This is a genomic window from Pseudokineococcus basanitobsidens (assembly GCF_037482545.1).
Classification (GTDB): Bacteria; Actinomycetota; Actinomycetes; order Actinomycetales; family Quadrisphaeraceae; genus Pseudokineococcus; species Pseudokineococcus basanitobsidens.
In genome coordinates, this window is record NZ_JBBIAA010000017.1 from 32,699 (window position 1) to 58,701 (window position 26,003).

A 26,003-nucleotide genomic window follows, 5' to 3' on the forward strand; every position below is an offset into this window, starting at 1 on the left:
CGGCCCCTCCCCCCGGGCGGGGGTCGGGTGGTCGGGTGGCCCGGTGGTCGGGACGGGGGACGTGCGGAGCCGGGTCAGGGCCGCCGGTCGGCCAGCCAGGCGCGGCCGACGCGCTCCTCGCTGCGGATGGCGGCGCGCACCGCCGGCTCGGCCGCCCGCTCGAGCGCCCCGCCGACGAGCGGCACGGAGGCGCGCAGGTCGCCGTCCATCGTCTCGGTGCAGGCGCCCTCGCCGTCGGGGCGCAGCCGCAGCTCGGCGCGCAGGACGACGGGGGCCCCGCCGACCTCGATGGTCATGGTGCCGTCGCGGGCGCCGTCGGCGGCCGGGGCCGACCAGGTGTCGGTCTGCCGCAGCTCGAGGGTCTCGCCCACGAAGCGCCGCGCGGCCGAGGGGACGTCGTCCGTCGGCATCGTCCGCGTGCTGCGCACCGTGAAGGCGCCGTCGGCCGAGCCCTCGACCTCGCTGCGGTGGGACACCGGGTGGGTCGCCGCGTCCCGGGCGTCGACGAAGGAGGTCTCGGCGAGCATCCGGCCGACCGCGGCGGCGCCGGCGGGGTAGCTGATCTCGGCGGTCAGGCGCATGCCGCGGACCGTACCGGGGCGGCGCACCCGGTCGGGGACGTCGCCGTGGCGGCCGCCCGCCGGGCCCGGGCCGGAGCTCGGCCCGGGAGCCCCCGTCGGACCGCGTCGGTAGGGTCGCGAGCATGCGGCGCGGCGGGGTGGACGGACGGGTCGAGGAGCTCCTCGACCGGGTGGCTGCCGAGGCGGGCGAGCGCTCCGTGGACGTCGGCGGCGGGACGAGCCGACCGCTGCGCGAGCTCCTGCGGGAGTACTGGGGCCGGGCCCCGCTCGCCGAGCTGGTCGACCGCTCGTCCGACCAGCTCGTCGGCGCCGCCGAGAGCCACGCGTCCTTGGCCGCCTCCCGTCCCCCCGCGGGCACGGCCGTCCGCGTGCTGCCCGCCGGGCAGGGCTGGCGAGGCCTGCACGCCGTCGTCGAGGTCGTCAGCGACGACGTGCCGCACCTCGTGGACTCCGTCCTCGCCGAGCTGGACCGGCAGGGCAGGACGGGCTCGACCGTCGTGCACCCCGTCGTGCGCCCGGAGGGCGGCGGCGCCCCCGCCTCCTGGATCCACGTGGAGGTCGAGGGGGTCGACGCCGCCGAGGTCGACGAGGTCGCCCGCGGCGTCCGGGGCGTGGTGGCCGACGTGCACGCGGCCGCCGCGGCGGCCCCGCGGGTGCGGGAGCTGCTCGCCCTCGCGGCCGACGCCATGCCCGCGTCCCAGGACGGCCGGGGGCAGGAGGCCGCGGCGTACCTGCGCTGGGCCGCCGCCGACAACCTCGTGCTGCTCGGCGCCCGGGTCGTCACCGGCGACGTCGCGTCGCCGCGCTTCCCCGCCGGTGGGCTGGGGCTGCTCGCGGACCCCGCCGGCCCGGGGGCGGCCCCCGCCGGGGGCCCCGGCGGTCCCGACGACCAGGACGGCCCGGCCCAGCCGGTGGACGCCCTGCCCGCCGACCTCGCCGCGCCGCTCGCTGACGGCGAGCTGCTGCGGCTCGCGCTGGGCGACGTTCGCTCCCGGGTGGCGCGCCGCGCCTACGTCGACCACGTCGTCGCGGCGCTGCACGACGAGGAGGGCTCCCGGGTCGGGGAGCTGCGCGTCGTCGGCGTCTACGCCGCCGGGTCCGCGAGCGAGTCCGTGCTCGCGGTGCCGGTGCTCGCGCGCAAGGCCCGCGAGGTGCTGCGGCTGGCGGACGCGCCCGTCGACAGCCACACCGGACGCGACCTGCTGGCGCTGCTCGAGACGTTCCCCCGCGAGGAGATGCGCCTCGCCGGCACCGAGGACATCGCGGCGACGACGATCGCCGTGCTCGGCCTGCAGGGGCGCCGGGGGCCGAGCGCCTTCCTGCGCGCGGACCCGTGGGGGCGCTACGTCTCGGTGCTGGTCTACATGCCGCGCGACCGCTACACGACCGCGGTCCGGCTGCGCGTGTCCGACCTGCTCCGGACGGCCTTCTCGGCCGAGACGGTCGAGTACAACGTCTGGGTGGCGGGCTCCGCGCTGTCGCGGATCCACTTCGTCGTGCGTGCCCCCGAGGGTCGCGGCGGGCTGGCCGTCGTGGACGAGCGGCAGCTCGTCGACGAGCTGGCGCGGGTCGTGCGCACCTGGGAGGACGACCTCGGGGTCGCGCTCGCGGCCCGGCTGGGGCAGCAGGAGGCGGCGCGCCGCCTGCGCCGGTGGGGGGCGGCGTTCCCCGAGGCCTACAAGGAGGACTTCACCGCCGCGGACGCGGTGGCCGACCTCGAGCGGCTCGGCCGGGTCGAGGCCGGCGAGGCCGACACCGTCCTGCACCTGCGCACCCCGCCGGACGCGGCCCCGGACGAGCACCGCCTGTCGCTGCTGCGCCGCTCGGCGCTGCCCCTGACGAGCGTGCTGCCGGTGCTGGCCAACCTCGGCGTCGAGGTCGTGGACGAGCGGCCCTACCGCCTCGAGCCGGGAGGGCGCCCGGCCGCGCAGGGTCCGGGAGGCGGCGGGGGCCCCCGCGGGGACGAGGGCACGGCCGCGGTCGCGGGACCGCTCGAGCACGCCTACCTGCTCGACTTCGGGCTGCGCTACACCGCCGGGCCGTGGGCGGACGCCGCCGACGAGGGCGCCCCCGGGCGCCTGCTCGAGGACGCCTTCTGGCAGGCGTGGCGCGGCCGGACGGAGTCCGACGGGCTCGACCGGCTCGTGCTCGCCGCCGGGCTGACGTGGCGCGAGGTCAGCGTGCTGCGCTCCTACGTGAAGTACCTGCGCCAGGCGGGGCTGCCCTTCAGCCAGACGTACGTCGAGCGCACCCTGCTGGCGCACACGGGCCTCGTCGGCGACCTGCTGCGGCTGTTCGCCGCGCGCTTCGACCCGGACCTCGACGTCGGCCCCGGGGCGGACGAGCCCGGCGCCGAGGAGCTCGAGGAGCTCGGCGTCGACCCGGCGTCGCTGCCGGGCGACGTCAGCCCGGCCCGGGCGGCGCGCGCGGCCCGGCTGGAGGCCCGGGTCCGGGCCGACCTCGGCGAGGTCGAGGGCCTGGACGCCGACCGCACCCTGCGCGCCCTGCTCTCGCTCGTGGTGGCGACGACCCGGACCAACGCCTACCAGCACGACCCCGACGACGCCGCCCCCGCGGCCCCCGTGGCGGCGCGCGGCGACGGCGCCGACGTGACTGCGCAGCAGCGCAGCCGCGGCGACGTCCTGGCCTTCAAGCTCGACCCCCGACGGGTGGCCGAGCTGCCGCAGCCGCGCCCGCTGCACGAGATCTGGGTCTGCTCGCCGCAGGTCGAGGGCGTCCACCTGCGCTTCGGCGACGTCGCCCGCGGGGGTCTGCGCTGGAGCGACCGCCGCGAGGACTTCCGCACCGAGGTCCTCGGCCTCGTGCGGGCCCAGGTGGTGAAGAACGCCGTCATCGTGCCCACGGGGGCGAAGGGCGGCTTCGTCGCCAAGCGGCTGCTGGCCTCGTCCACGACCGGGGCGCCGGCGCCGACGGTCTCCCGCGAGGAGCGGGCGGCCGAGGGGCGCGAGTGCTACGCGGCCTTCGTCCACGGCATGCTCGACGTGACCGACGACCTCGCGCCGGGGGCGGACGGCCAGCGGGCCGTGCGCCCGCCGGCGCGCGTGGTGCGCCACGACGGCGACGACCCCTACCTCGTGGTGGCCGCGGACAAGGGCACGGCGACGTTCTCCGACCTCGCCAACGCCGTCGCCGCCGAGCACGGGTTCTGGCTCGGGGACGCCTTCGCCTCCGGGGGCTCGGTGGGCTACGACCACAAGGCCATGGGCATCACCGCCCGCGGCGCGTGGGTCAGCGTCCGGCGCCACTTCGCCGAGCTCGGCCGCGACGTCCAGTCCCAGCCCTTCACGTGCGTCGGCGTCGGCGACATGAGCGGCGACGTCTTCGGCAACGGCATGCTGCTGTCCTCGCAGACCCGGCTCGTCGCCGCCTTCGACCACCGGCACGTCTTCCTCGACCCCGACCCGGACCCGGAGACGTCGTGGGCCGAACGGGCCCGGATCTTCGCCCTGCCGCGCTCCTCGTGGGACGACTACGACCGGTCCCTGCTGTCCCCGGGCGGCGCCGTCGTGCCCCGGACGGCGAAGTCCGTGCCGCTCAGCCCGCAGGTGCGCGAAGCCCTCGGCCTGGCGGGGTCGACGACGTCGCTCACCCCGCCCGAGCTGGTCCGCGCGGTGCTCGCCGCCCCGGTCGACCTGCTGTGGAACGGCGGCATCGGGACCTACGTCAAGGCCTCGACCGAGACGGACGCCGACGCGGGCGACAAGGCGAACGACGCCGTCCGCGTCAACGGGGCGGACCTGCGCTGCCTCGTCGTCGGGGAGGGCGGCAACCTCGGCCTCACCCAGCGCGGCCGCGTGGAGGCCGCCCTGCACGGCGTCGCCCTCAACACCGACGCGATCGACAACTCCGCCGGGGTGGACTGCTCCGACCACGAGGTGAACATCAAGGTCCTGCTGGACCAGGTCGTGGCGGCCGGGGACCTCGGGCACGACGAGCGGGACGCGCTGCTCCTGTCGATGACCGAGGACGTCGGGCGCCTGGTCCTCACGGACAACGACGAGCAGAACGGGCTGCTCGGGGACGTCCGCACGCTCGCGAGCGGGCTGCTGCCCGTCCACCACCGCTTCGTCCAGGCCCTGGAGCGCGACGGCCACCTCGACCGTGCGCTGGAGGCGCTGCCCGACGACGCAGGCTTCGCCGCCCGGGCGGAGGACGGGCTGGGGCTGACGACCCCGGAGGCGAGCGTCCTGCTCGCGCTCGCCAAGACGACGCTGTCGGCCGACGTGCTCGCCTCCGCGGTGCCGGACGAGCCGTGGGCGCAGGAGATGCTGCGCGACTACTTCCCGGCCGCGCTCGTCGAGCGTTTCGCGGACCGGCTCGAGGACCACCCGCTGCGCCGCCAGGTGGTGACGACCTGCCTGGTCAACGACCTGGTCAACCGCGGCGGCATCACCTTCGCCTTCCGCTCGAGCGAGGAGACCGGTGCGGCACCCGCGGCCGTGGTCCGCGCCTACGCGGTGGCCCGCGAGGTCTTCGACGCCACCGGTGTGCACGCCGCCGTCCGGGCGCTGGACGGCACGGTGCCGACCCGCGCCCAGTCCCGGGCCACCCAGGAGCTGCGTCGCCTGCTGGACCGGGCGGTGCGCTGGTACGTCCACAACCGCAGCGGGACCCTCGACGTCGCGGCGGAGGTCGCCGCCGCCGGGCCGGTCGTCGCCCCGTACCGGGGCGTCGTGGCGGACCTGCTGCGGGGTCGTGAGCGCGCCCGCCTCGACCGTCAGGCGGCCGCCTTCGTCGAGGACGGCTTCCCCGAGCCGCTGGCCCGCCACGTCGCCGGGCTGCTCGACGAGTTCGACCTCCTCGACGTCGCGCAGACGGCCGCGGACACGGGGGCGCCGGTCCGGCACGTCGCCGAGGTGCACTTCGCCCTGTCGGAGCGCTACGGCGTCGACGACCTCCTGGGCCTCATCGCCGGGCTGCCGCGCGACGACCGGTGGCAGACGCTGGCGCGGGGGGCGCTGCGCGACGACCTGTACGCCGCCCTCGACACCCTCGTGCGGGCCGTGCTGGCGCACGAGTCGCAGGAGCTCCGTGCCGGTGCGGGGGACGCGGAGCAGGCGCCCCACGAGCGGGCCGACGCCGCCGTCGCCGCGTGGGAGCAGGCGCACGAGGGGCCCCTCGACCGGGCGCGCCGGGTCCTGGACGAGGTCCGCCGCCTCGAGCGCGGCGACCTGGCCCCCCTGTCCGTGGCCCTGCGGCTGCTCCGGGGGGCGGTGCGCTCCAGCGCCGCCTGACGCGGGCGGCGGGGCGGCGCCGCCGTAGGGTCGCCGCGTGCCGACCATGAGCGACCTCCTGCGCACCTCCACGGAGCTCGGGCCGGCGGACGCGGAGTGGCTGCGGCTGCTCGTCGGCGACTGGCAGATGGTCTCGGACCTCGCCTTCGCCGACCTGGTCCTGTGGGTCCCGGCGGCGGGGGGCGAGGACTGGGTCGCCGTGGGCCACTGCCGCCCCTCGACGGGCCCGACGGCGTACTACGACGACCAGGTCGGTCGTCGCGTGCCGCGGGGGCGCCGGCCGCTCGTCGACGAGGCGTGGGCCACGCGCCGGGTGTGCACGGAGGGAGACCCCGAGCACGACGAGGACTCCGCCGTCCGGACCACGACGGCGCCGGTGATGCGGGCCGGCCACCGGGTGGCGGTGCTCTCGCGGCACACCACGGCCGTCTCGCTGCGGATGCCGAGCCGGCTCGAGCTGACGTACATGGCGTGCGCCGACGTGCTCATGGGCATGGTCGCCGAGGGCCGCTTCCCCTCCCAGGACACGCCGAGCACCCACCGGCGGGGATCGCCCCGGGTGGGCGACGGCCTCGTCCGGCTGGACGCCGACGGCACCGTGCTCTACGCCAGCCCCAACGCGCAGGCGGTCTTCCACCGTCTCGGCCTGATCGGCCAGCTCGCCGGACGCTCGCTGCCGGAGGTGACGAGCGAGCTGGTCGACACGAGCGGGCCCGTCGACGAGTCGTTGCCCATCGTCCTGCTCGGCAAGGCGCCGTGGCGCGCGGACGTCGAGACGCGCGGCGCGGCGCTGTCGCTGCGCGCCGTGCCGCTCGTCGAGGACGGCGTCCGCACGGGCGGGCTGGTGCTGTGCCGCGACGTCACCGAGCTGCGGGGCCGCGAGCTCGAGCTGATCTCCAAGGACGCCACCATCCGGGAGATCCACCACCGGGTGAAGAACAACCTGCAGACGGTGTCCGCGCTCCTGCGGCTGCAGTCCCGCCGCATCGAGTCACCCGACGCGAAGGCCGCCCTGGGGGAGGCGATGCGGCGGGTGTCCACCATCGCGCTGGTCCACGACACGCTGTCGCAGACCTACGACGCGTCCGTCGACTTCGACGCGCTGGTCGACACGGGGCTCCTGCTCGCCGCCGAGGTGGCGACCTCGTCCACCCGTGCGCGGGCCCGACGGACGGGGTCCTTCGGGCTCGTCGCGCCGCACGACGCGACCCCGCTGGCGCTGGTGATCACCGAGCTCGTGACGAACGCCGTCGAGCACGGCCTCCGCGACGCCGACGGCACCGTCGAGGTGCGCGCGGAGCGGGACGGCGCGGTGCTGCGGCTGTCCGTGCTGGACGACGGCCGGGGCCTGCCCGACGACTTCGAGGCCGGCAGCCGTGCCCCCGGCGGCGGCGGCCTCGGGACCCGCATCGTCCAGACGCTCGTCCGGGGGGAGCTCCGCGGCGACATCGGGTGGCGTCGGCGCGAGCCCGGGCCGGGGACGGTGGTGGACGTGCACGCCCGCCTGGGTGACGTCGCACCGTCGCGGTGAGGACGCGTCGTACCGGTGCGGCCGCCCCCGGACGACGAGGACCCCCCGGCCGCGGCCGGGGGGTCCTCGTCGGGCGGGCGGGGACGGTCACGCCCGCCCGGGCAGGTCAGCCGGCGCGGCGGGCGCGGGCGACGCGGCGCTTGAGCGCGCGGCGCTCGTCCTCGGACATGCCGCCCCACACGCCGGCGTCCTGCCCGTTGTCCAGGGCCCACTGCAGGCAGGTCTCGACGACGGGGCAGCGCTTGCAGATCGCCTTGGCCTCCTCGATCTGCAGGAGGGCCGGGCCGGTGTTCCCGATGGGGAAGAAGAGCTCGGGGTCCTCGTCGAGGCAGGCGGAGCGGTCGCGCCAGTCCATGGTGGTCCTCCAGGTCGGTCGTGCGTCAGTGGTCTCGGCGGGACGACGGTCGTCCAGCAGCGTGGTGAGACGCCGCGCGAGCCCGTCCCGCGAGAGGGGGCTCCGCGGCGGCGGGCCCCTCGTCCTGAGACGAGGATCACAGAGCGAGGGGCTGTCATCAAGGGTTCACGCACTGAGAACTTCCTGCGTGTCGCCCGTCGACGCCCTGGTCGGGCGTCCCCGGGGAGGCGCACCAGGCGCACCGGGTGAGGTGCACGCGGTCAGCACGCCGCCGCCAGCATGGCTGCGGGGCACAACCTCGGCGACCCGGGCGGTGTTCCCCGTCCCCGGTGGCCCGGCCGGGCCCCGGCGGCGGTCGGCGGCCCGGTGGCTAGCGTGGGACGGTGCACGCCGGAGACGAAGGTCACGGGGGCGACGGTCACGGGGGCGACGGCGAGCCGTCCGTCGCGGGCCCGTCGGGTGGCGCGGTCGGTGCGGCCGCGCCGGTGGTCCGCGTGGTCCTCGCCGGCCTCGCCGTGGAGGTGCTCCTCCTCGTCGCGACCGCCGTCCTCTACCTGCTCGGGACGGGTCAGGGGGAGGCGGCCTCGTCCGGGCTCGCGGTCGGCACGGCCGTGCTGGCCCTCGCCCTGGGCGCGCTCCTCGCCGGGTGCGGGGCCGGGATGGCCCGCGGCCGTCGGCGGGGGCGGGTGCCGGCGCTCGTGTGGCAGGTCCTCCAGCTGCTGGTCGCCGTCCAGGTCGTCCTAGCCGAGACGACGGGCACGACGACGTGGTGGGCGGCCGTGGTCGTCGCCGTGGTCGGCGCCGTCGTGGGCGGAGCGCTGCTCACCGGTGCGACGACGCGGGCCCTGCCCGTGGCGCCGGGCGAGGACCAGCGGCTCCTCTAGCGCCCCGGCGCCCGACCTGGGCGGCAGCCGGACCGCTGGTGCGCGGTCGCCGGGACGTCGACGGCGGTCGGAGGGCGCACCTGCCGCTGCTCGTCGTCCCGGTCCGAGAGCTGGTCGCGCAGCGCGGCGAGGGTGCGGCCGAGCAGCCGGGAGACGTGCATCTGGGAGATGCCCACCTCCGCGGCGATCTGGGCCTGCGACATCCCGCGGACGAACCTCAGCGCGATGATCCGGCGCTCGCGGGCGGGCAGCGCCTCGAGCAGCGGCCGCAGGAGCAGCCGGTCCTCGACGTCCGACAGCCCGGCGTCCTCGGCCACCAGGCTGCCGGCGCCGGACTGCCCGTCGTCCTCGAGCGGGACGGTCGCGTAGGCCGACGCGGACTCCAGCGCCGCGACGACGAGGTCCGTGTCCAGGTCGCAGGCCCGTGCGACCTCCGTGACCGTCGGCGAGCGCCCCAGGGACTGCGAGAGGGCGGCCCGGGCCTGCGCGACGGACCGCCCGTGCTCCTGGAGCCGACGGGGCACCCGCACCGCCCACCCGCGGTCGCGGAAGTGCCGGCGGATCTCGCCCAGGACGTGGGGCACGGCGAACGCCCCGAGGGGCACCCCGCGGGCGGGGTCGTAGCGGTCGACCGCGGTGATCAGCCCGATGGTCCCCACCTGGACGAGGTCGTCGAGAGGCTCCCCACGTCCGGTGTAGCGACGGGCGAGGGCCACGACGAGCGGGAGGTGGGCCGCGACCACGCGGTCCCGGGCGGCAGCGCGCCCGGCGGCGTCCGGACCCAGCGCGACGAGGGCCCGGACGGCGGACTCGGCGGGCGGGACGCCTCCCGACGCCTCGATGTCCGGCGGGGGTGCGGGGGAGGGGACGCCGCGCGCCGGTCCCCGCCGCGCCGTCGGGACGCCCGCGGCGGCCCCGCCGTCGGGGTCGGCCGCGGCGGGGCGACGCAGGGGCTCCCTCGCCGCGGGGACGGCTCGCCCGTCCGCGGGTCGGCGGGCGGGCGAGCCGGCCCCGGCGACGGGAGCGGCCTGCCGCTCGTCGTCGGTGCGGGGCTCCGGCGCCCGGCCCGGCCCGGCCCGGTGGAGCGCGCTCACGGCGCGGCCCCGCCCAGCTCGTGCACGAGGCGGACCGCCGAGCCGTGCGGGACCTCGACCGCGCGGACGTCGCCGGCGAGGGCCTCCAGCACGGCCCAGGCGACCTCTCCCCGGCCGGGGAGCGAGCCCGCGGGGCCGTGGACGAGGACGGCGAGCCGCCTCGGGGAGGCCTCGAACACCGCCTCGAGGACACCGGTCTGCCCGATCGGCGGCGAGCCGAGCACGAGCGCGGCCGCCTCGTCGACGGCGATGCGCACGTCCTCGACCTCCTCCAGCGTGAGGTCCAGCCGAGCGCCGAGCGCGGCCGCGGTCGTCCGCAGGACGGACAGGTAGGCGGGGTCGGCCGGCAGCCGCAGGACGACCTCGTCGGCCTCCGTCGCCGGACCGGTGGCCGCGACCGTCCGCCCCGTCGACGCGGCCGGTGCGAGGTCCACCGACGGCGCGAGGCCGCGCAGGTGCCCTGCGCCGTGCTCGGCTCGTGCCACGGCCCCTCCCTGCGCTCGCCCGGGGGCGTCTCGTGCGACCTGCCCTCGGGCGGCCATCATCCACGTCCGGGTGCTCGTGGACCAGGGCCTCCCGGGTCCGGGACCACTCGTGGTCCCGTCGCCCCCGCGGGGGCGGGCTCGGCCACCTGCAGGACGGTCGCCACGCCCCGCCGGACGAGCACGCCGCGTCCGGGGAGCACGGCCCGGCCCCACCGCGTCGCGCGCAGGCCCAGGGCCTCGCCGTCCATCGGCCCCCCCGGGGCCAGCAGGACGCCGCTGCGGGTGCGCCGCCCGGCGGCCAGGAGGCCGGAGCCGCGGGCGAGCGCACCGGCCGTGGTCGCGGCGACCACGACGAGGACCTCCCGCCCGCCGTGGTCTGCGCCCGCGAGCGCGTGCTCGGCGACGACCTCGGCCACGGCGCGCCCCGTGGACGTGCCCTCGAGCAGGTCCGCGTCGTCGACGAGCAGGACGAGCGGCCGCCCGGCCGCGGGCGTGACGGCACGGCGCAGGACGTCGCCGGCGTCGGGGGCCGCCGGGTCGACCCGCAGCGCCGGGCCGCCCGCCGGACCGCCGCCGCCGAGCCCCCTCACCAGCACGGTCGTCCAGCCGCGGTCGCACCCGGACCGCTCGAGCGTCGCGAGCGCCGTCGTACGACCGGACCCCGGGGCGCCGAGCAGCAGGCACACGGGGCCGTCGAGGTCCGCCCGCAGGGCGAGCGGTGCGACGTCGGTGCCGCCGACGCCCAGCAGCAGGCCCTCGGCGGGCACCTCGAGGGCGTCCGTCCGCACGCGGCCCGGCAGGGCCGGGACGCGGCGCCGGGCGTCCCCGCGGGCGCAGGCGTCCGGGGTGGGGCGGCGCGGCGTGCTGCGGCACGACGCCGGGCGGCCCGGGGCGACGAGGTCGGCCAGCGGCCGGTCGACGAGGGCGACCTGCACCTCGAGGGGTCCCGCGCCGCCCGGACCACCCCGGTCGAGGTCCTCGGCCGCGTCGCCGCCGCCGCGGTCGGCGAGCAGCAGGCCGCGCCCGGCGGGCACGTCCACGGGGGCGTCCCGGGCCGGGACGCCGGCGAGGACGGCGTCGACGGGGTCGCCGACCCGCAGCACGAGCCGGGTGCCGAAGGCCCCGCCGACGCGGCTGCCCAGCAGCCGCGGGTCGCCCGTCAGCAGCACGAGCACACCCGCCGCGGGACCGTCGCGCAGGAGGACCTGCAGCAGGTCCGCGCAGCCCCCGCCGTCCTCCTCCCAGACGACCTGCACGGCCTCCCAGCCGTCCACGACGAGCAGGACGTCCGGGCCCGGTCGCGCCGGGTCGCCCGGCGTCGCCCCGTGCGCGCCCGACCCGTCGCGGAGCGCGGCCCGCCGCGCCGCGACGACGTCGACCAGGTGCTGCAGCACCCGGCCGGCGTGCTCCACGTCGTCGCCGGCCACGACGGAGGCCACCGCCGGCAGGGCGGCGGCGCCGGCGAGCGCGCCGGAGGGGTCCACCACGTGCACGACCAGCTGCTCGGCCGACGTCTGGGTGGCCGCCGCCGCCAGCACGGCGAGCGCGGCGCCGGTGCGGCCGGAGCGCGGTGCCCCGACGACGAGCAGGTGGCTGCGTCGGGACAGGTCCCACGCCAGGACGGAGCGCGACTGGTTCTCGGGCTCGTCCACCAGGCCGAGGCGCAGCACGGCCCCGGCGGTCCCCGCCGTGTCGGTGCCGGTGGTCGCGGGGCGCTCGTCGGCGGGGGGCGGCAGCCCCACGTGGTGCGGGAGGGGCGGCAGCCACGGCGACGGGGGTGCCGTCGAGCCGAGCGAGGCCCACGCCCGTGCGACGGCGGCCAGCGCCGGGGCGATCGCGTCGTCGGAGGGGGCGGCGGACGAGCCCGCCGCCGTCCCCGCGTGCGCCGTGCCCGGGTGCGCCGTGCCCGGGTGCGCCGTGCCCGGGTGCGCCGTGCCCGTGGGCGCCGTCCCCGGGCCGGCCGGCGGGCGGGCCCCGGGGACGACCAGGACGCGCGGCCGGGCCGTCCTGGTCGTCGGCGCACCGGTCGAGGCGACCTGCACCTCCTCGAGCGCGCCACCACCCGTGCGCCAGAGCGAGCGCCCGGGGACGTCCGCGGGCAGGCGCGCGGCGTCGCGCGCCTCGACGACGTCGAGCGAGTCGTGCTCGTCGCGCACGCGCAGCGCCACCCGCAGGTTGACGTTGGCCGCGACGTCCGCCCCCACCACCCCTGCCGGTCGCTGGGTGGCGAGCACGAGGTGCAGGCCCAGGGACCGGCCGACGGCCGCGAGACGGACGAGGCCGTCGACGAAGCCCGGCAGCTCCTCGACGAGGACGCGGAACTCGTCCACGACGAGGACGAGCCGCCCGAGGACGGGGTCGTCCGCCCGGCGTCGGCGCCGGTAGTCCGCGAGGTCGGAGGCACCCGCACGCCGCAGGAGGCGCTCGCGCCGCGCCACCTCCGCGCCCAGCGAGCGCAGCGCCCGGGCGGTGAGGCGGTGGTCGAGGTCGGTGACGAGACCGGCGACGTGCGGCAGCGCGGCGACGCCGGCGAAGGCGGCGCCGCCCTTGTAGTCGACGAGCACGAAGGACAGGTCCTCCGGCGCGTGGTGCAGGGCGAGCGACAGCACCAGCGTGCGCAGCAGCTCGCTCTTGCCCGAGCCGGTCGTCCCGGCCACGAGCGCGTGCGGCCCGTCGGCGTCGAGGTCGAGCAGCCGGGTGCCGCGGGCGCCGGCGCCCACCGGCGCGGGCACCGCGCCCCCGCTCGTGGACGCGAGCTCCCAGCGGCGCACGAGGTCGGCGGCCTCCGGCCAGCGCCCCCCCGGCAGGAGGTCGGGCAGGGCGAGGCGCCGCGGCACCGTCGTGGCGCGGCCCCCGCCGTCGGCCTCGCGCAGGGGGGCGGCGGCGCGCGCGGTCCGCAGGGCCGCACCGGCCCCGACCGCCGTGGCGGTGCCCCGCAGGGGGCCGACCGGCCGGGGGGCCGAGGGGGTGGGCTCCCGTGCCACCGGTCCGCGGGCAGGAGCCGGGGCCGTGGTCACGAGGAGGTCGAGGCCGTCCTCGCCGCCGAGCTCGGCCACGGCGCCGCAGCCGCCGGGCAGGTCCTCGGCCCGGGAGAGGACGAGGAGGCACACGCCCCGTGCCCCGGCGAGCAGGCGGGTGATGCCGGGGGTGGCGTGCAGCGCGGCGCCGCCGTCGACGACGAGCAGCGTGCGCACGGCCCCGGCGTCCCGCGGCGGTCGGGTGCCCGCCCCGTCGTCCGGCGGGAGAAGGTCCGCCACCTGCCGGGCCCAGGAGGTCGGGTCGCCCCCCACGGCGCCACGGCCCCCGTGGGGCAGCCACCGGACCCACGCCCACGCGGCGCCGTCGTCGGTGAGGACGACGAGGCGCAGCGACGACGGGGCGTGCAGGGCGCACGCCTGGAGGACGAGCCACCGGGCGACGCCGGCGGCGGCCTCGCGGTCGCCCCGCAGCCCGAGCCCGCCGGCGAGGTCCACGGCGACCGGCACGTCGGTCAGCACCGGCACGTGCGCGGGACCGCCGTCGTCGGGGTCGACGTGCGTGCTGGACGGGAGCACGCCGGTGCCGACGGCGACGAGCACGGGGGCGTCGGCGGGCCGCTCCCACAGCCGTGGTCCCGCGTGCGCGAGCGACCGGAGCACGTCGCCCGCGCCGGGGCAGCGGTGGCGGAGCAGGACCTCCTCGGCGGAGACCGCGCGGCGGACCTCCCGGTCCAGCGCGTCCTCCCGCCGTGCCGCGTCCGCCCGGAGGCGGACGAGGCGGCGTCGCCAGGCGCGGCGGTCCCCGAGCGTGGTGACGACGGCGACCAGGGGCGACGCGAGGCCCATGAGCAGCGCCCACGGGCTCCAGAGCAGCGCCATGGGCACCGCGACCAGCAGGGGCACGAGCGAGGCGGCCCAGGCGACCCGGGGACGCTCGGGGGGCGGGGGCGGGCGCTCCCGGACCAGGCGGACGCCGGCGCGCGCCGGTGCGGACGGGGAGGCCCGCACGACCACGCGGTGCCCGCGCCCGTCCCAGGTCGCCGGTCGGTGCGCGCCCGCACCGAGGCGCACCTCGAGGACGCTCGCCCCCGCGGCCAGCCGGGCCCCCGCCCGCACGGCCGTGCGGGCGTGGGTGAGCGGGGAGCCGTCGAGCGCCGTCCCGTTCGTCGTGCCGAGGTCGGTGGCGAGGGCGCCGCCGCGCTCGACGTCGAGCCGCACGTGCGCCCGGGACAGCCTCGGGTCGTGGACCCGCACGTCCGCGGCGGCGCCGCGGCCGACGACGTGGGACCCCGGGGGCAGCGGGACGACCGCCCCGGCGTCCGGACCCGCGACGACGTGCAGCCAGAGCGGGCAGCCGCTCCCGGACGACCCGGACGCCGGGGCCGGGACCCCGGCGAGCACGGCGGGTCCGCCGCGGCCGACCGCCCGGCGCACGAGGACGGCACCCTGGACGAGCGGGGGGGAGCCGAGCGGCTCCCCGCCGTGCAGCGGCGCGCCGGCGCACGACCACGCCCGGGGCTGACCGCCCCGGCCCCCCAGGGCGCCGCCCAGGTCCTCGAGCACGTCCGCGAGCGAGGGGACCGCGCCGTCCGGGCCCCCGACGAGCTCGACGAGGACGTCGACGGACGCGGCTCCGAGGTCCCCGTCGACGAGCGTGAGCGCGAGCAGGCCCTCGTCCGTGCTCTGGTCCGTCCCCGGGTCCACGTCCGGAGCATGGAGGTGCCGGTCCGTGCCCGCAGGCGTCGTCCACAGGGCCCGCCCACCGGGTCCGGTCGCGGTGCGTCATCCGTTCGGGCCTGTGGACCGCCCGTCCGGGCACGCCCGGCCCACCTAGCGTGACGGGCAGCCTCCACGGCGCAGCGGGGCGCGTGCGGACCGGGGCGTGCGGGGACCGGGGCGCGTGAGGGCCGGGGGCGGAGGACGGCACGGGCCGTCCGAGCAGCAGGACGAGGCGGCGGGAGCCGCACGGAGGGGGTGGCTCGTGGACGCGGTCGCCATCGTCGAGGACGAGGTGCGCGAGCTCGTGCGCCGCCGCGGGGTCGACCCGTCGCGGGAGCCGGGAGCGCTCCGCTCGTTGGTCGAGGACGTCGTCGCCGACTACGACGAGCGCTCGCTCGTCGGCGTCCTGCCCCGTCTGCCCGAGCCGGCCGGCGTCGTGAAGCGGGTCCTCGACGCGGTGGCCGGGCTGGGGCCGCTCCAGGACCACCTCGACGACCCCGAGGTGGAGGAGATCTGGATCAACGAGCCCGGGAAGGTCTTCGTCGCCCGCGGCGGCCGCCCGGAGCTGACGACGACGATCCTGTCGGCGGAGAAGGTCGCCGACCTCGTCGAGCGGATGCTCAAGTGGTCCGGCCGCCGCGTCGACCTCAGCTCGCCCTTCGTCGACGCGAGCCTGCCGGACGGCAGCCGGCTGCACGTCGTCATCCCCGACGTGACCCGGGAGCACTGGGCCGTCAACATCCGCAAGTTCGTCGTCCGGGCCGACCGCCTCGAGGACCTCGTCGCCCTGGGCTCGCTCACGCCCCGGGCCGCGGCCTTCCTCGAGGCCGCCGTCGGCGCGGGCCTGAACGTCCTGGTCTCCGGCGGCACGCAGGCCGGCAAGACGACGATGCTGAACTGCCTCGCCGCGGCCATCCCGCCCCGTTCGCGGGTCGTCACCTGCGAGGAGGTCTTCGAGCTCAAGGTGCCCCTGCGGGACTGCGTGGGGCTCCAGTGCCGGCAGCCGAGCCTCGAGGGGACGGGGGAGATCCCGCTGCGCCGGCTCGTCAAGGAGGCGCTGCGGATGCGGCCCGACCGCATCGTGGTCGGCGAGGTCCGCCAGGAGGAGAGCCTCGACCTGCTCATCGCGCTCAACTCCGGGCTGCCGGGGATGGCGAGCGTCCACGCGAACAGCGCGCGCGAGGCCGTCGCGAAGATGTGCACGCTGCCGCTGCTCGCCGGCGAGAACGTCAGCAGCCGCTTCGTCGTGCCGACGGTGGCGAGCAGCGTCGACCTCGTCGTGCACCTGGCGCTCGACCGGGACGGCCGTCGTTGCGTCCGCGAGGTCGTCGCCGTCCCCGGGCGCGTCGAGGACGACGTCGTCGAGGTCGCCGACCTCTTCACCACGGTCGGCGGCGCACTCGTGCGCGCCGACGGGTACCCGCCGCACGAGGACCGCTTCGAGCGGGCCGGCCACGACCTGCGGGCGCTGCTCGGGGGCGGCGGCTGATGGGCGCCCTCGTCGGCCTCGTCGGCGGTGCCGGGCTCTTCTGCACCTGGTGGGCGTGCTGGGCGCCGGACGAGCGCCCGCGACCGCCCCGACGCCGCTCGCGGCGCGGCGAGGCCCTGCGCGACGAGCTGGTCCAGGCCGACATGCGCGGCGTGTCCCCGGCCGCGCTCGCCACCGCCGCGGCGGTGTGCGCCCTGCTCGTCGGCCTGGGTGTCCTGGCCGTCTCCGGGTCACCCGTCGTGGCCGCGGCCTTCGCCGTCATCGCCGCCGTCGGCCCCCGGACCCTTGTGCGGGCCCGGGCACGAGCGCGCCGGACCAGCACCCGGGAGCAGTGGCCGGAGGCGGTGGACCACCTGACGTCGGGGATCCGCGCCGGCCTGTCGCTGCCCGAGGCCGTCGCCCAGCTCTCCGTCCGCGGTCCGGTCGAGCTGCGGCCCGCCTTCGCGGCCTTCGCGGAGGACTACCGGGCGACGGGCCGCTTCGGCGACTGCCTGGACCGGCTGAAGGAGTCCCTGGCCGACCCGGTGGCGGACCGGATCGTCGAGTCGCTCCGGCTCACCCGCGAGGTGGGCGGCAGCGACCTCGGTCGTCTCCTGCGGACGCTCTCGGCCTTCCTGCGCGAGGACGCCCGGACGCGCTCGGAGCTCGAGGCCCGCCAGAGCTGGACGGTCAACGGCGCCCGTCTCGCCGTGGCCGCCCCCTGGCTCGTGCTGGCCCTGCTCGCGAGCCGCCCCGAGGCCGTCGACGCCTACGACACCCCGACCGGCGCGCTCGTCCTCGCCGTGGGCGGTGCCGCGTCCGTCGTCGCCTACCGCCTGATGGTGCGGCTCGGGCGGCTGCCCGACGAGGCGCGGGTGCTGCGGTGAGCGCCGGGGACCCCGTGGTGGGCCACCTCTGGTCCTGGGCGGGCGCCGGGCTCGGGCTCGTCGCCGGCCTGGGGCTCGTGCTGGTGCTCGTGCGGCTGCCGACGCTGCGACGGGTCTCGGTCGAGGACCGGGTGGCCCCCTACGTGCGGGACGCCGTGCCCCCGTCGCGCCTGCTCCTGCGCGAGCCCCCCGCCGGCCCGCTCGCGGTCGCCGAGCGGATGCTCGCGCCGGTCATGGGCGACGCGGTCGCCGCGGTGGAGCGGGTGCTCGGCGGGCGCAGCGGCGTGCGCAGGCGCCTGGACCAGCTCGGGGACAGGGCGTCGGTCGAGGAGTTCCGCGCCCAGCAGGTCGTGTGGGGCGTCGGCGGCCTCCTCGTCGGGACGGGCGCTGCCGTGCTGCTCGCCGGTGCCCGGGGGGCGGCCCTGCCGCCGCTCGTGCTGCTCGTGCTCGTCGGCGGCGCCGCGGGCGTGCTCCTGCGCGACTGGGCGCTCAGCCGCGCCGTCCGGCAGCGCGAGGAGCGCATGACGGCGGAGTTCCCGACCGTCGCCGAGCTCCTCGCGCTGTCGGTGAGCGCCGGCGAGGGCGCCGTCGGCGCCCTCGAGCGCGTGGCGCGCACGTGCGCCGGCGAGCTGTCGGGAGAGCTGCGACGCACGCTCGCCGAGGCCCGCGCCGGGGCGTCGCTGGTGCAGGCGCTGCAAGGCCTGGCCGACCGCACGAGCCTGCCCAGCCTGGCCCGTTTCGTCGACGGAGTCGCCGTCGCGGTCGGGGGTGCGACGGTGCGCAACGCCGACGAGCTGTAGGGGCCGGCGTGCAGACTCGGCTCATGTTCGCGGTCGCGCTAACACTCATCCTGCTCGGCGCCTTGTTGCCGCTCTGCGCCCTGGCGTGGGCTTGGAGAGTGACGAAGAGGGAGCACGACGACCTCAGGGACAGGCTCGCCCGCGTCGGCAAGGTGGAGCTGCGGCAGGCGCGCGACAAGCTGGGCAAGCCGTGGCCGGGAGCAGCCGAGTATGAGAAGCAAGACGCGCGCGATCGCGCCGAGACGGACGAGATCGTGAAGCCGCGGCGGAAGGCTTGGGAGGTGACCTACATAGCAGAGTTCACCAGGACGGATATTCTCGCCGCTGCCCTAGACGATTTGCGGGGGCCCGCTGTGCTGACGGCCGTAGGGGTCGCTTTCGGGACGGCGGGAAGTGCCCTGTCCCTGTGGTTGTAGATTCCGCGACGGAAAAGGCCCCGCCGCTCGAGGTGAGCGGCGGGGCCGGTGGTGCGGGCGGCTAGCCGCCGGTGCGCATGAGGGAGGCGCGGGTGCGTGACGCGCGAGCGGCTTGCTCGCTAAACACGACGCGGGCTTCCTGGCGGACGTACTCGCCGTCGGGGACGGCCTGGACGTAGACGTCGACCTTCGGCTCGCCGGTGGCGAAGTCTCGGCGCATGGCGGCCTCGAAGGCGTCGGTCTGACGCGGGGAGAGGACGCGCTCGGGACGGGGAGTCGCCTTCGGGAGCATCCCGGTGCCGCGGGCGATGCCGCCGAGGTCGAAGGCGCCGCGGGCTCGCAGGAACGGCGCGGGGTCGAAGAAGGAGCCGTTCCGCTTGAGGTTGAAGTGCAGGTGCGGGCCGGTGACGCGGCCGGTCGAGCCCTCGCGGCCGATGAGCTGGCCGGGCTGGACGGTGCGGCCGACCTTCGCGGCGATGCTGGAGAGGTGGGCGTAGCCGCTGACCAGGCCGCCGGTGTGGGCGATCTGGACGAAGTTTCCGTAGGTGCCGGAGCGGCCGGCCGAGAGGACCTTGCCGAGGGAGGCGGCGACGATGGGCGCGCCGGCGCCGGCGGCGAGGTCGAGGCCGTTGTGGAGCTTGCGGCGCCCGGTGACGGGGTGCGTGCGGTAGCCGAACGGGGACGACAGGCGCCCGCGGCCGGGGCGGCGCCAGGGGCCAGAGCCGCCGGTGAAGCCGTCGGCGCCCTGGGAGGCCTCTGCGGCACGATTCGCGGCGGCGCTGAGCTCCTTCACGCGGGAGCGCATGGAGGACTCGAGGGCGTCGGCGCCGCGGGTGAAGGCGGTCGAGATGACGTCGAAGCTGTCGGTGGCGGGGAGTTGCGGGACGACGCGCAGGCCCCGGCCTCTATCGGCGGGGTCTGGGGCGTAGAGGCGCTCGGCGTTGTCTCCTGCGCGCCCCCTCCAGCCGGCGGCTCGCAGCGCGTCCCACTTGCTCTGGGAGACGCTTCCCCACTCGACGGGGCCGCCGTTCGCGCGGCGGAGGACGTCGCGGCGCATCGCCTCGACGGCGTGGTGGCCGCCGGCGCGGGCCACCTCCTTCGCGGTCCAGACGTGCTCGCCGTTGGACAGGAGCGCGGGGATGGAGTCGGAGGTCGCGGTGCCGGGGCCGATCACGGAGCCGCCGGTGGCGCGGAGGGCGACGCGGGTGCGCTGAGCGGCGACGGACGGGGAGACTCCGCTCTTTACGAGGGCGGCGGCGGTCGCGTCGAGCTCGGCGCGAATCTTGACGTCCTTGTCCTTGACGCCGTCGAGGGAGCGGTTGACGTTGTCGCGGAAGGTGTTGAAGTTGTCTGCGGCGTCCTGGAGCTTGTCGCCGAGGCCGGGGACCCAGCCGAAGGCGTCTGCGGCGCCCTGGATGATCTTTCCGACGAGGTCGAGGAACTTGTTGATCGCGTACTTCGCGCCCTCGCGGAAGGCGATCTTGACGGCCTCCCAGACGACGTCGAGGTTTTTGCGGAACTCCTGGAACTTCTGCCATGCTTCGATGATCTTGAGGCCGAGCGGAATCAGTACCTTGTCGCGGAGGAACGTCCACGCGATGTTCGCGGCAATCTTGATCGCGGCCCAGGCGGTGTCGACGACCTTGCGGAAGGTGTCGCTCTTCTGGTACGCGAGGACAAGAGCGCCGACGAGGAGGCCGATCGCGGTAACGATGAGGCCGATGGGGTTAGCGCGCATCGTGCCGTTGAGAAGCTTTTGGACGACGGTGAGTGCGGCGGTGACTGCGGTGTATGTCTTCGTGGCTGCGGAGATGACGACGAGGGCGGTCTTCGCGGCGGCAAGGCCGGCGACGACGGCGAGGATGGTGTCGCGGTTTTCGTAGAGGGTGCGACCGGTGTTGACGAGGACCGGGAAGACGTCGTCGCGCAGGACGGCGCCGACCTCGCTCGCGCGGGCGCCGACGGCAGATAGGACCTCGCGGATGCGACCGCCGGCGCCGGTGCCGGACTCGAAGCCGGAGATGAGGCCCTCGACGGCGGGGAGGAGCTTGTCGCCGGCGACGTTGACGAGGGACGTCATCGCGGGGAGCAGGGCCTCGCCAAGGCGGGCCTTGAGGTCGTCGGTGCGGGCGCCAAGGATGCGCTGAGAGTTGGCGAGGCTGTCCGAGGTGTTGGCGAAGTCGCCTGCGGTGTTCGCCGTCTGGGACATGAGCAGGCCGTAGCGGGCCTGGGTCTTCTCGGCCTCGGTCATGGAGTTGGAGGAGGCGGAGATGCCCTCCTTGAGGGCGTAGGCCTCGACCGCGGCGGCGGAGAGGTCCAGACCGTAGGCGCGCAGCGGCTCGGTCTCGCCGGCTAGGCCGGACTGGAAGAGGCCGGCGGCGTCGGCGACATCTAAATTCATTACTGAGGCGAAATCCGCTGAGCGCTTGGTGAGGTCGTCGAGGGTGCCGACGACGTCGCCTCCGGTGCCGGCGATCGTCTTTGTGAAGGCGGAGAAGCGCACGCCGAGGTTGTTGAACTCAACATTCGACAAACCCAGCGAGCGGGCGGCTCGCTTGCCGAGGTCCTCGACGCCGGCGGCGTTGTCGCCGTAGGTGACGGAGAGCGCGTTGAGGGATTCGCCGAGGTCGGACGCGGCGGAGATGGAGTCCTTGAGGACAGTGCCGATGCCGGCCGCGGCGACGGCGGCGCCGGCGGTGGCGGCGATCTTCCTTAGGGCGGGGGCGAGGCCGCGATCTGCCTCGCGCTGAAAGCCTGCGGTATCGGGGCGAATGCGAATGCGGGCGTCGCCGAGGAGGGTAGACATGGAGTCCCTCGAGGTCGTGTGGTGGACGACGAGCGCCCCCTACCGCAGAGGCGGTAGGGGCGTAGGCGAGAAGCCTCCGCGAGATTCACTGTGGCGATGCACGGGGAGTCTCGCGGTGGTTTCTCGACGTCGTTATGGAGTACGTTCCGGTAGGCGCCCGCCGGGGGCGTCAATGAACGTGGAGGAATGACGTGACGAAGACCAGCGATGCGACGTGGGACGAGGTCGTCGAGGCCGCGGTCGAGGTCCTGAGGGGTGCGCGGGTGGCGCTGACCATCGAGCAGGACGACGAGCTCATGGACGAGCTCGACGGCGGCGTGAGCACGCCGGAGGAGGCTCGGGAGGCGGCGCGGAGGGCGGTTGCGCGGGTCGAGGTCGAGCGGGCGCGAGCGGTCGCGGCGAAGGTCGTAGGGGAGGCGCTGGGGCACCGGCTGGCGCCGGGGCTGCGGTGCGCGGCGTGAGCGTGCCGACGGCCGAAGACCTCGAGCGGGCGCGGGCTCGTACTGCGGAGTGGGAGACGCCGCCTCTCACGCTGGAGCTGCGGCGCGTGGTCGAGCGGCACCTCGTCCCGGCGCTGCGGGAGGCCCGCCGCTCAAGGTGAGCGGCGGGTCGGGGCTCAGGCGGCGCGGGCCAGAGCTCGCAGGACGGCCGGCGTCAGGGTCGTCGTCGACGACGGGCGCGGGGCCGCGGGTGCCGATCGGGGCGCGGGCGCCGGTGAGTGCTCGCGGGAGGAGCGAGAGGGCGTCGGGACGACGTGGAGCCGTGGCTCGACCCGGCGCCCGTAGCCGTCGCGGGTGGCGGCGGGCTCGTCGGTCGGCCTGCGTCTGTTGCGGCGCGGCACCTCAGAACCCCCAGCGTGACGCGGAGGAGTGCCGGCGGGGCGGTGCCTGCCGGGCGAGCTCCGCGGCCTGGCCGGGAGGTTCCGGGGCGACCGATGCCGGGGGCCTCACCCTTGGGTCGTCTAGGAGGTGGTCCCAGAACGTCCGCTCGACCGGGGCCGTGCGGGGCTCTCCGGTACGGACGGTCGAGGAGCCTCCGGCCTGCGCCCACGCGGCGAAGGCCGCGCCGACGGAGGGGCGCTCGGGCTCGGCGGGCGCCGTCGGGGTCGGAGGCTGCTGCTCGATCGGCTCGCCGCGGGTGAGGCCGAGGTCCGCTGAGGCGGTCGGGGAGAACGCGGCGCGGAGGGCGGCGTTGACGTCGCTCACGCGGCGGCTCGCACGAGGGTGCCGAGGCGGGCGGCGCGGGAGGGGCGCCGGCGCTCGGCGGGGACCTCGATCGTCAGGACCTGGGAGGAGGGGTCGTCGAACGGCGCCGGGGGCTCCGCCCGGTAGCCCTCGAGGAGGGCGAGGAGCTCGGGCGCGTACTCCTGGCGGCCAGCGACGAGACGAACGGTGTAGCGCCCGCTGCGGGCTGTGTAGCGGCCCTCGACGCCGCGGGTGCGGACGTCGTCGAGGAGGTCTCGCAGGGCGTGCGCGTCGTCGATCGCGGCGACGTCGGAGGCGGCCTGGGAGAGGAGGTCGTCGAGGTGCCCGCGGCGCGCGTCCTCGGCGGTGGAGGTGGTGGCGGCGAGCTCGTCGGAGTGCTCGCGGACCGCGGCGATGAGCGCGGCGAACGCGGAGGCGACGGCGTCGCCCACGGCCTCGTGGCGCTGGGTGAGGCGCCGGGCCTCGGCCTCGTGGGCGGGGACCGCGGAAGGTGCTGGGACGGACGCCGAGGGGTCGGCGAGGACGGCGTCGCGGCGGGTGAGGGCGTCGGTCTCCTCGGCGTCCTCGGCGGTCGCCTCGTGGGCGGTCAGCGCGGTGCCCGCGGAGCGGTACTCGGCGACGAGGCGCGCCCAGGTCGCGTGCTCGGCGTCGACGGCGGTGCCGGCGAGGCGGGCGAAGGTGTCGAGCTGGAGCGCGGCCGGGGGCATATGCCCGTATCCGGTGCGGGTGCCGTAGGTGGGGCGGGACGCGGCGGCGCGGGCGGCGACTGCGGCGGGGGCGGCCTGGCGCTCTTCGATGGTGGGCATCAAAACTCCTGGGAGAGAGGGGAAGGGAGGCGGGAAGGGGCGTTACTCAGTCGTCGACGTCGGGGATGACGCGGCGGCGGGAGCGGCGCTCGTGGAGCGACGTCGCGGGCGCGGGGGGCGCGGGGACGAGGTCGAGCCGGCGCCGCGGTGGCGAGGCCGGCTTGAGCGACTGCATGGAGAGGCGGACCTCGGCGCGCGCCTTGTTGACCTCGGCGACCAGGCCGGTGACGCGGGTGTTCCCGCGGCTGCCCTGGACGAGGACGGACTCGAGGTCGGCGAGCTCGGCCTCGAGGCGTTCGGCGGTGGTGAGCTGGCGGACGGCGCCGCGGAGGATCGTCAGCTCGCGGGCGGTCGGCGCCTCGCGGGCCTCGGCGCGCTCGGCGAGGTAGTCGGACCAAAGGTCTTCGGCCTCGGCGCAAAGGCCGGCCGGTGGAGCATGGGAGGTCATTGAGGGACCCTTCAGGGGCGATGGTGAAACGAAGGCGCGGGACCTCCCGCACCGACAGGCGCAGGGCTCACCGACCTACGGCAGGGCGGGCCAGGGGGCACCCCCCAGGCCCGCCGGCGGGGTCGGCGAGGGTCAGAGCGCGAGCGACGTCGTCGACGCGGGAGAGGGGCGCACAGCTCCTCAGGCGGGAGCGCGGGCGGTGACCTCGTCGAGGAGCTCGCGGACGCGGCGCTCGAGGTCGGCGACGTCGGAGAGCCAGTCGAGCCCGGCGGGCGCGGTGGCGAGGTGGGTCGCGGTCGGCGGGGTCACTCGGCCGGCTCGAGGACGTAGGCGAGGACGCCAGGGCAGCCGCAGCCGCGGCGGGAGGAGCGGGCTGCGGTGTCGGCGCGACGGTGCGCGACGCGCGGGCCGTAGAGGACGGGGCCGTCGGCGGGGCCGCCTCCGTGGCGGACGAGCCCGGAGCAGAGCGGGCAGCGTGCGGTGACGAGCCAGGTCCCGGCGCGGGACTCAACCCGCTCGACGTTGACGACGGCGGTGGCAGGCGTGGGAAGTGGGGGCGCGGCAGGCATGGTGGGACTCCTAGAAGGGGACGAGGTCGGGCTCACCGGCGTAGAGGGAGGGCTCGCCGGGAGCGCGGGTACGAGGGGCACGGCGGGTGAGTCGGTAGCCGCGGGAGACGGCGGCTTGCTCGTCGAGGGTGTAGCGGTCGGACGCGGTGGGGGAGCCGGCGACCTGGAGGACGACGCCGGAGTCGACGAGGACGGCGAAGGCGCGATAGGCCGTGCTCGAGGGGAGCGGCTCGCCGTGGGCGGGATCGCGGGTCAGACGGACGGCCTCGGCGCGGGTGAAGTGGGAGCCGTGGGCGAAGGAGGCGTTCAGGACCTCCCAGAGGCGTGCGTCCGAGGTGGGGACAGGGACCTCGTCGAGGAGGTCGTCGGCGGTGCTGGAGACGAGGACGGGGTTGCCGCCGGGGAGGGCGATACGCCAGAGGGAGAAGTAGTCGGACGATTTGCTCTTCTGCTTGTCCTCTTCGAGGGCGTAGTCGTCGCCGCGCTTGGAGGTGAGGAAGACGGTCTCGGCGGCGCCGCGAAGAGCAGAGGAGCCGCGGAGGTCGGTGGAGCCCTTGCCGGAATGATGAGCGAAAACGACAGTTCCTGAGGTTGTCGCGGCCCAGAGGCGATCCGCTGCGGCGAGGATGCGACCGACGTCGCCGGCGCTGTTCTCGTCCACGCCGGTGCTCATTCTCGCCCAGGTATCTAAGACGATTAGCGAGTAATCACGCTGCCTGACGAGCTCTTCCAGCTCATCCACGGTGCTCGCCTCGGCTAGGGAGACGGGACGTGGGAAGACGTCGAACATCTCGCCGGGGATGGGAACTTCGTGGCGCTGCGACCAGGCGGTGACGCGGGCGTGAATGCCGTCGAGGCCCTCGCCGGCGACGTAGAGGACTCGGCCGGCGCGGACCTCGCGGCCGGCCCAGTTTGTCCCGGTGGCGACCGCGGCTAGCCAGTTGATGAGGTGGAAGGACTTTCCGCTCGAGGGCGGGCCGACGATGAAGGCGAGAGACCGTGCCCGCAGCGCCCCGTCAATCACCCACGAGGGCTCCGGCAGGTCTGCCAGGTCGTCGAGGGTGAGGAGCTCGGAGGCGAGCGACGTCGCGGAGGCGGACGACTCGGCATCGCCGGGAGTGGGGACGCGGACCGACGTCAGGAGAGCGTCGAGAGTCTCTTCGGGGAGGTCGAGGGCCTCGTGGAGCGGGGTTCCGCAGCGGCAGGGCATGACGTAGGCGCCGACGCCGGGGGCTGCGCGAAGGGTGATCGTGTGAGGGGAGCGGCAAGAGGGGCAGCCGAGCCGGTAGCCGTCGTCGACCGGGATGGGGTCGGCGTCGGGCAGGTGCTCGCGGATGAGGGCGAGGAGGGTCGGCCGTCCGCGGGGGACGGGGGGAGGCACGAGGGGGTCCTCTCGTGGTGCGGGGGCAGGTGGCGGCTGGCAGTACGGGGGCGCGGGCGGCGAGGGCGCCTCGACGCGGCTGGGGTGCCGCGTCGAGGGCGCCTTCATCTGCTGCCGCCACGGCACCAGGTCCCGGCGAGGCCGGGGGGTCTGAGGGGGCTTCCCACCCACGCGGTTCCCACCTACCAGACTGGAGGGTGAGAGAGGGTGGCTCGGGGCGAGAAGCGTTGCGAGCGCTGGCGTCTCGCGGTTCCCACGGGCGTTCCCACGGTGGGAAGAGGGCGCCGGCCGACCCCCTTCCCACGAGGTCGGCCGGCGGTGGCGCGCCGTCTGCT

20 protein-coding genes are annotated in these 26,003 nt (G+C 76.8%); 9 read left to right on the forward strand and 11 right to left on the reverse strand.

Translation table 11 applies throughout. The annotated features are described in order from the left end of the window. Positions 1-74: 74 nt before the first annotated feature. Positions 75-581 (reverse strand): DUF2505 domain-containing protein, encoded by a 507-nt coding sequence (locus WDZ17_RS12810; protein WP_339575553.1) that lies wholly within the window; start codon positions 579-581, stop codon positions 75-77. Between the two features lie 122 nt (positions 582-703). Here WDZ17_RS12810 and WDZ17_RS12815 point away from each other — a divergent pair, with 122 nt between their 5' ends. Both WDZ17_RS12815 and WDZ17_RS12820 read left to right on the forward strand, forming a co-directional pair. Continuing rightward, positions 704-5,836: an NAD-glutamate dehydrogenase gene (locus WDZ17_RS12815; RefSeq protein WP_339575554.1), complete on the forward strand. Its 5,133-nt coding sequence runs from the start codon at positions 704-706 to the stop codon at positions 5,834-5,836. A gap of 46 nt (positions 5,837-5,882) precedes the next feature. Further along, a complete protein-coding gene (locus WDZ17_RS12820) occupies positions 5,883-7,367 on the forward strand; it encodes a sensor histidine kinase (protein ID WP_339575579.1) in 1,485 nt (494 codons plus the stop codon). A gap of 106 nt (positions 7,368-7,473) precedes the next feature. Here WDZ17_RS12820 and WDZ17_RS12825 read toward each other — a convergent pair whose 3' ends face one another. Continuing rightward, entirely contained in the window at positions 7,474-7,722 is a 249-nt protein-coding gene (locus WDZ17_RS12825) for a WhiB family transcriptional regulator (RefSeq protein WP_339575555.1), read from the reverse strand. Positions 7,723-8,105: 383 nt separating this feature from the next. On the opposite strand from WDZ17_RS12825, the gene WDZ17_RS12830 reads away from it, so the two are divergent. After that, entirely contained in the window at positions 8,106-8,606 is a 501-nt protein-coding gene (locus WDZ17_RS12830; RefSeq protein WP_339575556.1) for a hypothetical protein, read from the forward strand. Here WDZ17_RS12830 and WDZ17_RS12835 read toward each other — a convergent pair. Genes WDZ17_RS12835 through WDZ17_RS12845 form a run of 3 tightly spaced genes read right to left on the reverse strand, consistent with a single transcriptional unit; the run spans position 8,603 to position 14,867 of the window. Continuing rightward, entirely contained in the window at positions 8,603-9,700 is a 1,098-nt protein-coding gene (locus WDZ17_RS12835) for a SigB/SigF/SigG family RNA polymerase sigma factor (protein ID WP_339575557.1), read from the reverse strand. The two genes, WDZ17_RS12830 and WDZ17_RS12835, sit on opposite strands and share 4 nt — an antisense overlap. Continuing rightward, positions 9,697-10,185, reverse strand: coding sequence for an ATP-binding protein (locus tag WDZ17_RS12840; protein ID WP_339575558.1), 489 nt, complete (start codon positions 10,183-10,185; stop codon positions 9,697-9,699). The genes WDZ17_RS12835 and WDZ17_RS12840 overlap by 4 nt, the downstream gene beginning before the upstream one ends. Before the next feature lie 56 nt (positions 10,186-10,241). Beyond that, the gene (locus WDZ17_RS12845; protein WP_339575559.1) at positions 10,242-14,867 is read right to left on the reverse strand and encodes an FtsK/SpoIIIE domain-containing protein; all 4,626 of its coding nucleotides are present in this window, start codon (positions 14,865-14,867) and stop codon (positions 10,242-10,244) included. A gap of 277 nt (positions 14,868-15,144) precedes the next feature. Between WDZ17_RS12845 and WDZ17_RS12850 the strand changes: the two genes are divergently transcribed. Genes WDZ17_RS12850 through WDZ17_RS12865 form a run of 4 tightly spaced genes read left to right on the forward strand, consistent with a single transcriptional unit; the run spans position 15,145 to position 18,453 of the window. Beyond that, positions 15,145-16,371 carry a TadA family conjugal transfer-associated ATPase gene (locus WDZ17_RS12850; protein ID WP_339575560.1) on the forward strand — a complete coding sequence of 409 codons (1,227 nt, stop codon included), beginning with the start codon at positions 15,145-15,147 and terminating at the stop codon, positions 16,369-16,371. Beyond that, complete coding sequence (locus tag WDZ17_RS12855) at positions 16,371-17,237, forward strand: type II secretion system F family protein (RefSeq protein WP_339575561.1); 867 nt, start codon at positions 16,371-16,373, stop codon at positions 17,235-17,237. The genes WDZ17_RS12850 and WDZ17_RS12855 overlap by 1 nt, the downstream gene beginning before the upstream one ends. Then, positions 17,234-18,037: a type II secretion system F family protein gene (locus tag WDZ17_RS12860; protein ID WP_339575562.1), complete on the forward strand. Its 804-nt coding sequence runs from the start codon at positions 17,234-17,236 to the stop codon at positions 18,035-18,037. Before WDZ17_RS12855 ends, WDZ17_RS12860 begins: the two co-directional genes overlap by 4 nt. 23 nt (positions 18,038-18,060) lie before the next feature. Next, entirely contained in the window at positions 18,061-18,453 is a 393-nt protein-coding gene (locus WDZ17_RS12865; RefSeq protein WP_339575563.1) for a hypothetical protein, read from the forward strand. A 61-nt stretch (positions 18,454-18,514) separates the two neighbouring features. On the opposite strand, the gene WDZ17_RS12870 is transcribed toward WDZ17_RS12865, so the two are convergent. Next, a complete protein-coding gene (locus WDZ17_RS12870) occupies positions 18,515-21,259 on the reverse strand; it encodes a peptidoglycan DD-metalloendopeptidase family protein (RefSeq protein ID WP_339575564.1) in 2,745 nt (914 codons plus the stop codon). Between the two features lie 191 nt (positions 21,260-21,450). Between WDZ17_RS12870 and WDZ17_RS12875 the strand changes: the two genes are divergently transcribed. Both WDZ17_RS12875 and WDZ17_RS12880 read left to right on the forward strand, forming a co-directional pair. Continuing rightward, positions 21,451-21,720: a hypothetical protein gene (locus WDZ17_RS12875; RefSeq protein WP_339575565.1), complete on the forward strand. Its 270-nt coding sequence runs from the start codon at positions 21,451-21,453 to the stop codon at positions 21,718-21,720. Next, positions 21,717-21,860 carry a hypothetical protein gene (locus tag WDZ17_RS12880; RefSeq protein ID WP_339575566.1) on the forward strand — a complete coding sequence of 48 codons (144 nt, stop codon included), beginning with the start codon at positions 21,717-21,719 and terminating at the stop codon, positions 21,858-21,860. The genes WDZ17_RS12875 and WDZ17_RS12880 overlap by 4 nt, the downstream gene beginning before the upstream one ends. Before the next feature lie 600 nt (positions 21,861-22,460). On the opposite strand, the gene WDZ17_RS12885 is transcribed toward WDZ17_RS12880, so the two are convergent. The 5 genes from WDZ17_RS12885 to WDZ17_RS12905 form a co-directional block, all read right to left on the reverse strand. Next, positions 22,461-23,270 carry a hypothetical protein gene (locus WDZ17_RS12885; protein ID WP_339575567.1) on the reverse strand — a complete coding sequence of 270 codons (810 nt, stop codon included), beginning with the start codon at positions 23,268-23,270 and terminating at the stop codon, positions 22,461-22,463. A 46-nt stretch (positions 23,271-23,316) separates the two neighbouring features. Continuing rightward, a complete protein-coding gene (locus tag WDZ17_RS12890; RefSeq protein ID WP_339575568.1) occupies positions 23,317-23,718 on the reverse strand; it encodes a hypothetical protein in 402 nt (133 codons plus the stop codon). Positions 23,719-23,898: 180 nt separating this feature from the next. Beyond that, positions 23,899-24,027 carry a hypothetical protein gene (locus WDZ17_RS12895; RefSeq protein ID WP_339575569.1) on the reverse strand — a complete coding sequence of 43 codons (129 nt, stop codon included), beginning with the start codon at positions 24,025-24,027 and terminating at the stop codon, positions 23,899-23,901. Further along, complete coding sequence (locus WDZ17_RS12900) at positions 24,024-24,287, reverse strand: hypothetical protein (protein ID WP_339575570.1); 264 nt, start codon at positions 24,285-24,287, stop codon at positions 24,024-24,026. Before WDZ17_RS12900 ends, WDZ17_RS12895 begins: the two co-directional genes overlap by 4 nt. A gap of 10 nt (positions 24,288-24,297) precedes the next feature. Then, positions 24,298-25,668 carry an AAA family ATPase gene (locus WDZ17_RS12905; protein ID WP_339575571.1) on the reverse strand — a complete coding sequence of 457 codons (1,371 nt, stop codon included), beginning with the start codon at positions 25,666-25,668 and terminating at the stop codon, positions 24,298-24,300. Positions 25,669-26,003 lie beyond the last annotated feature (335 nt).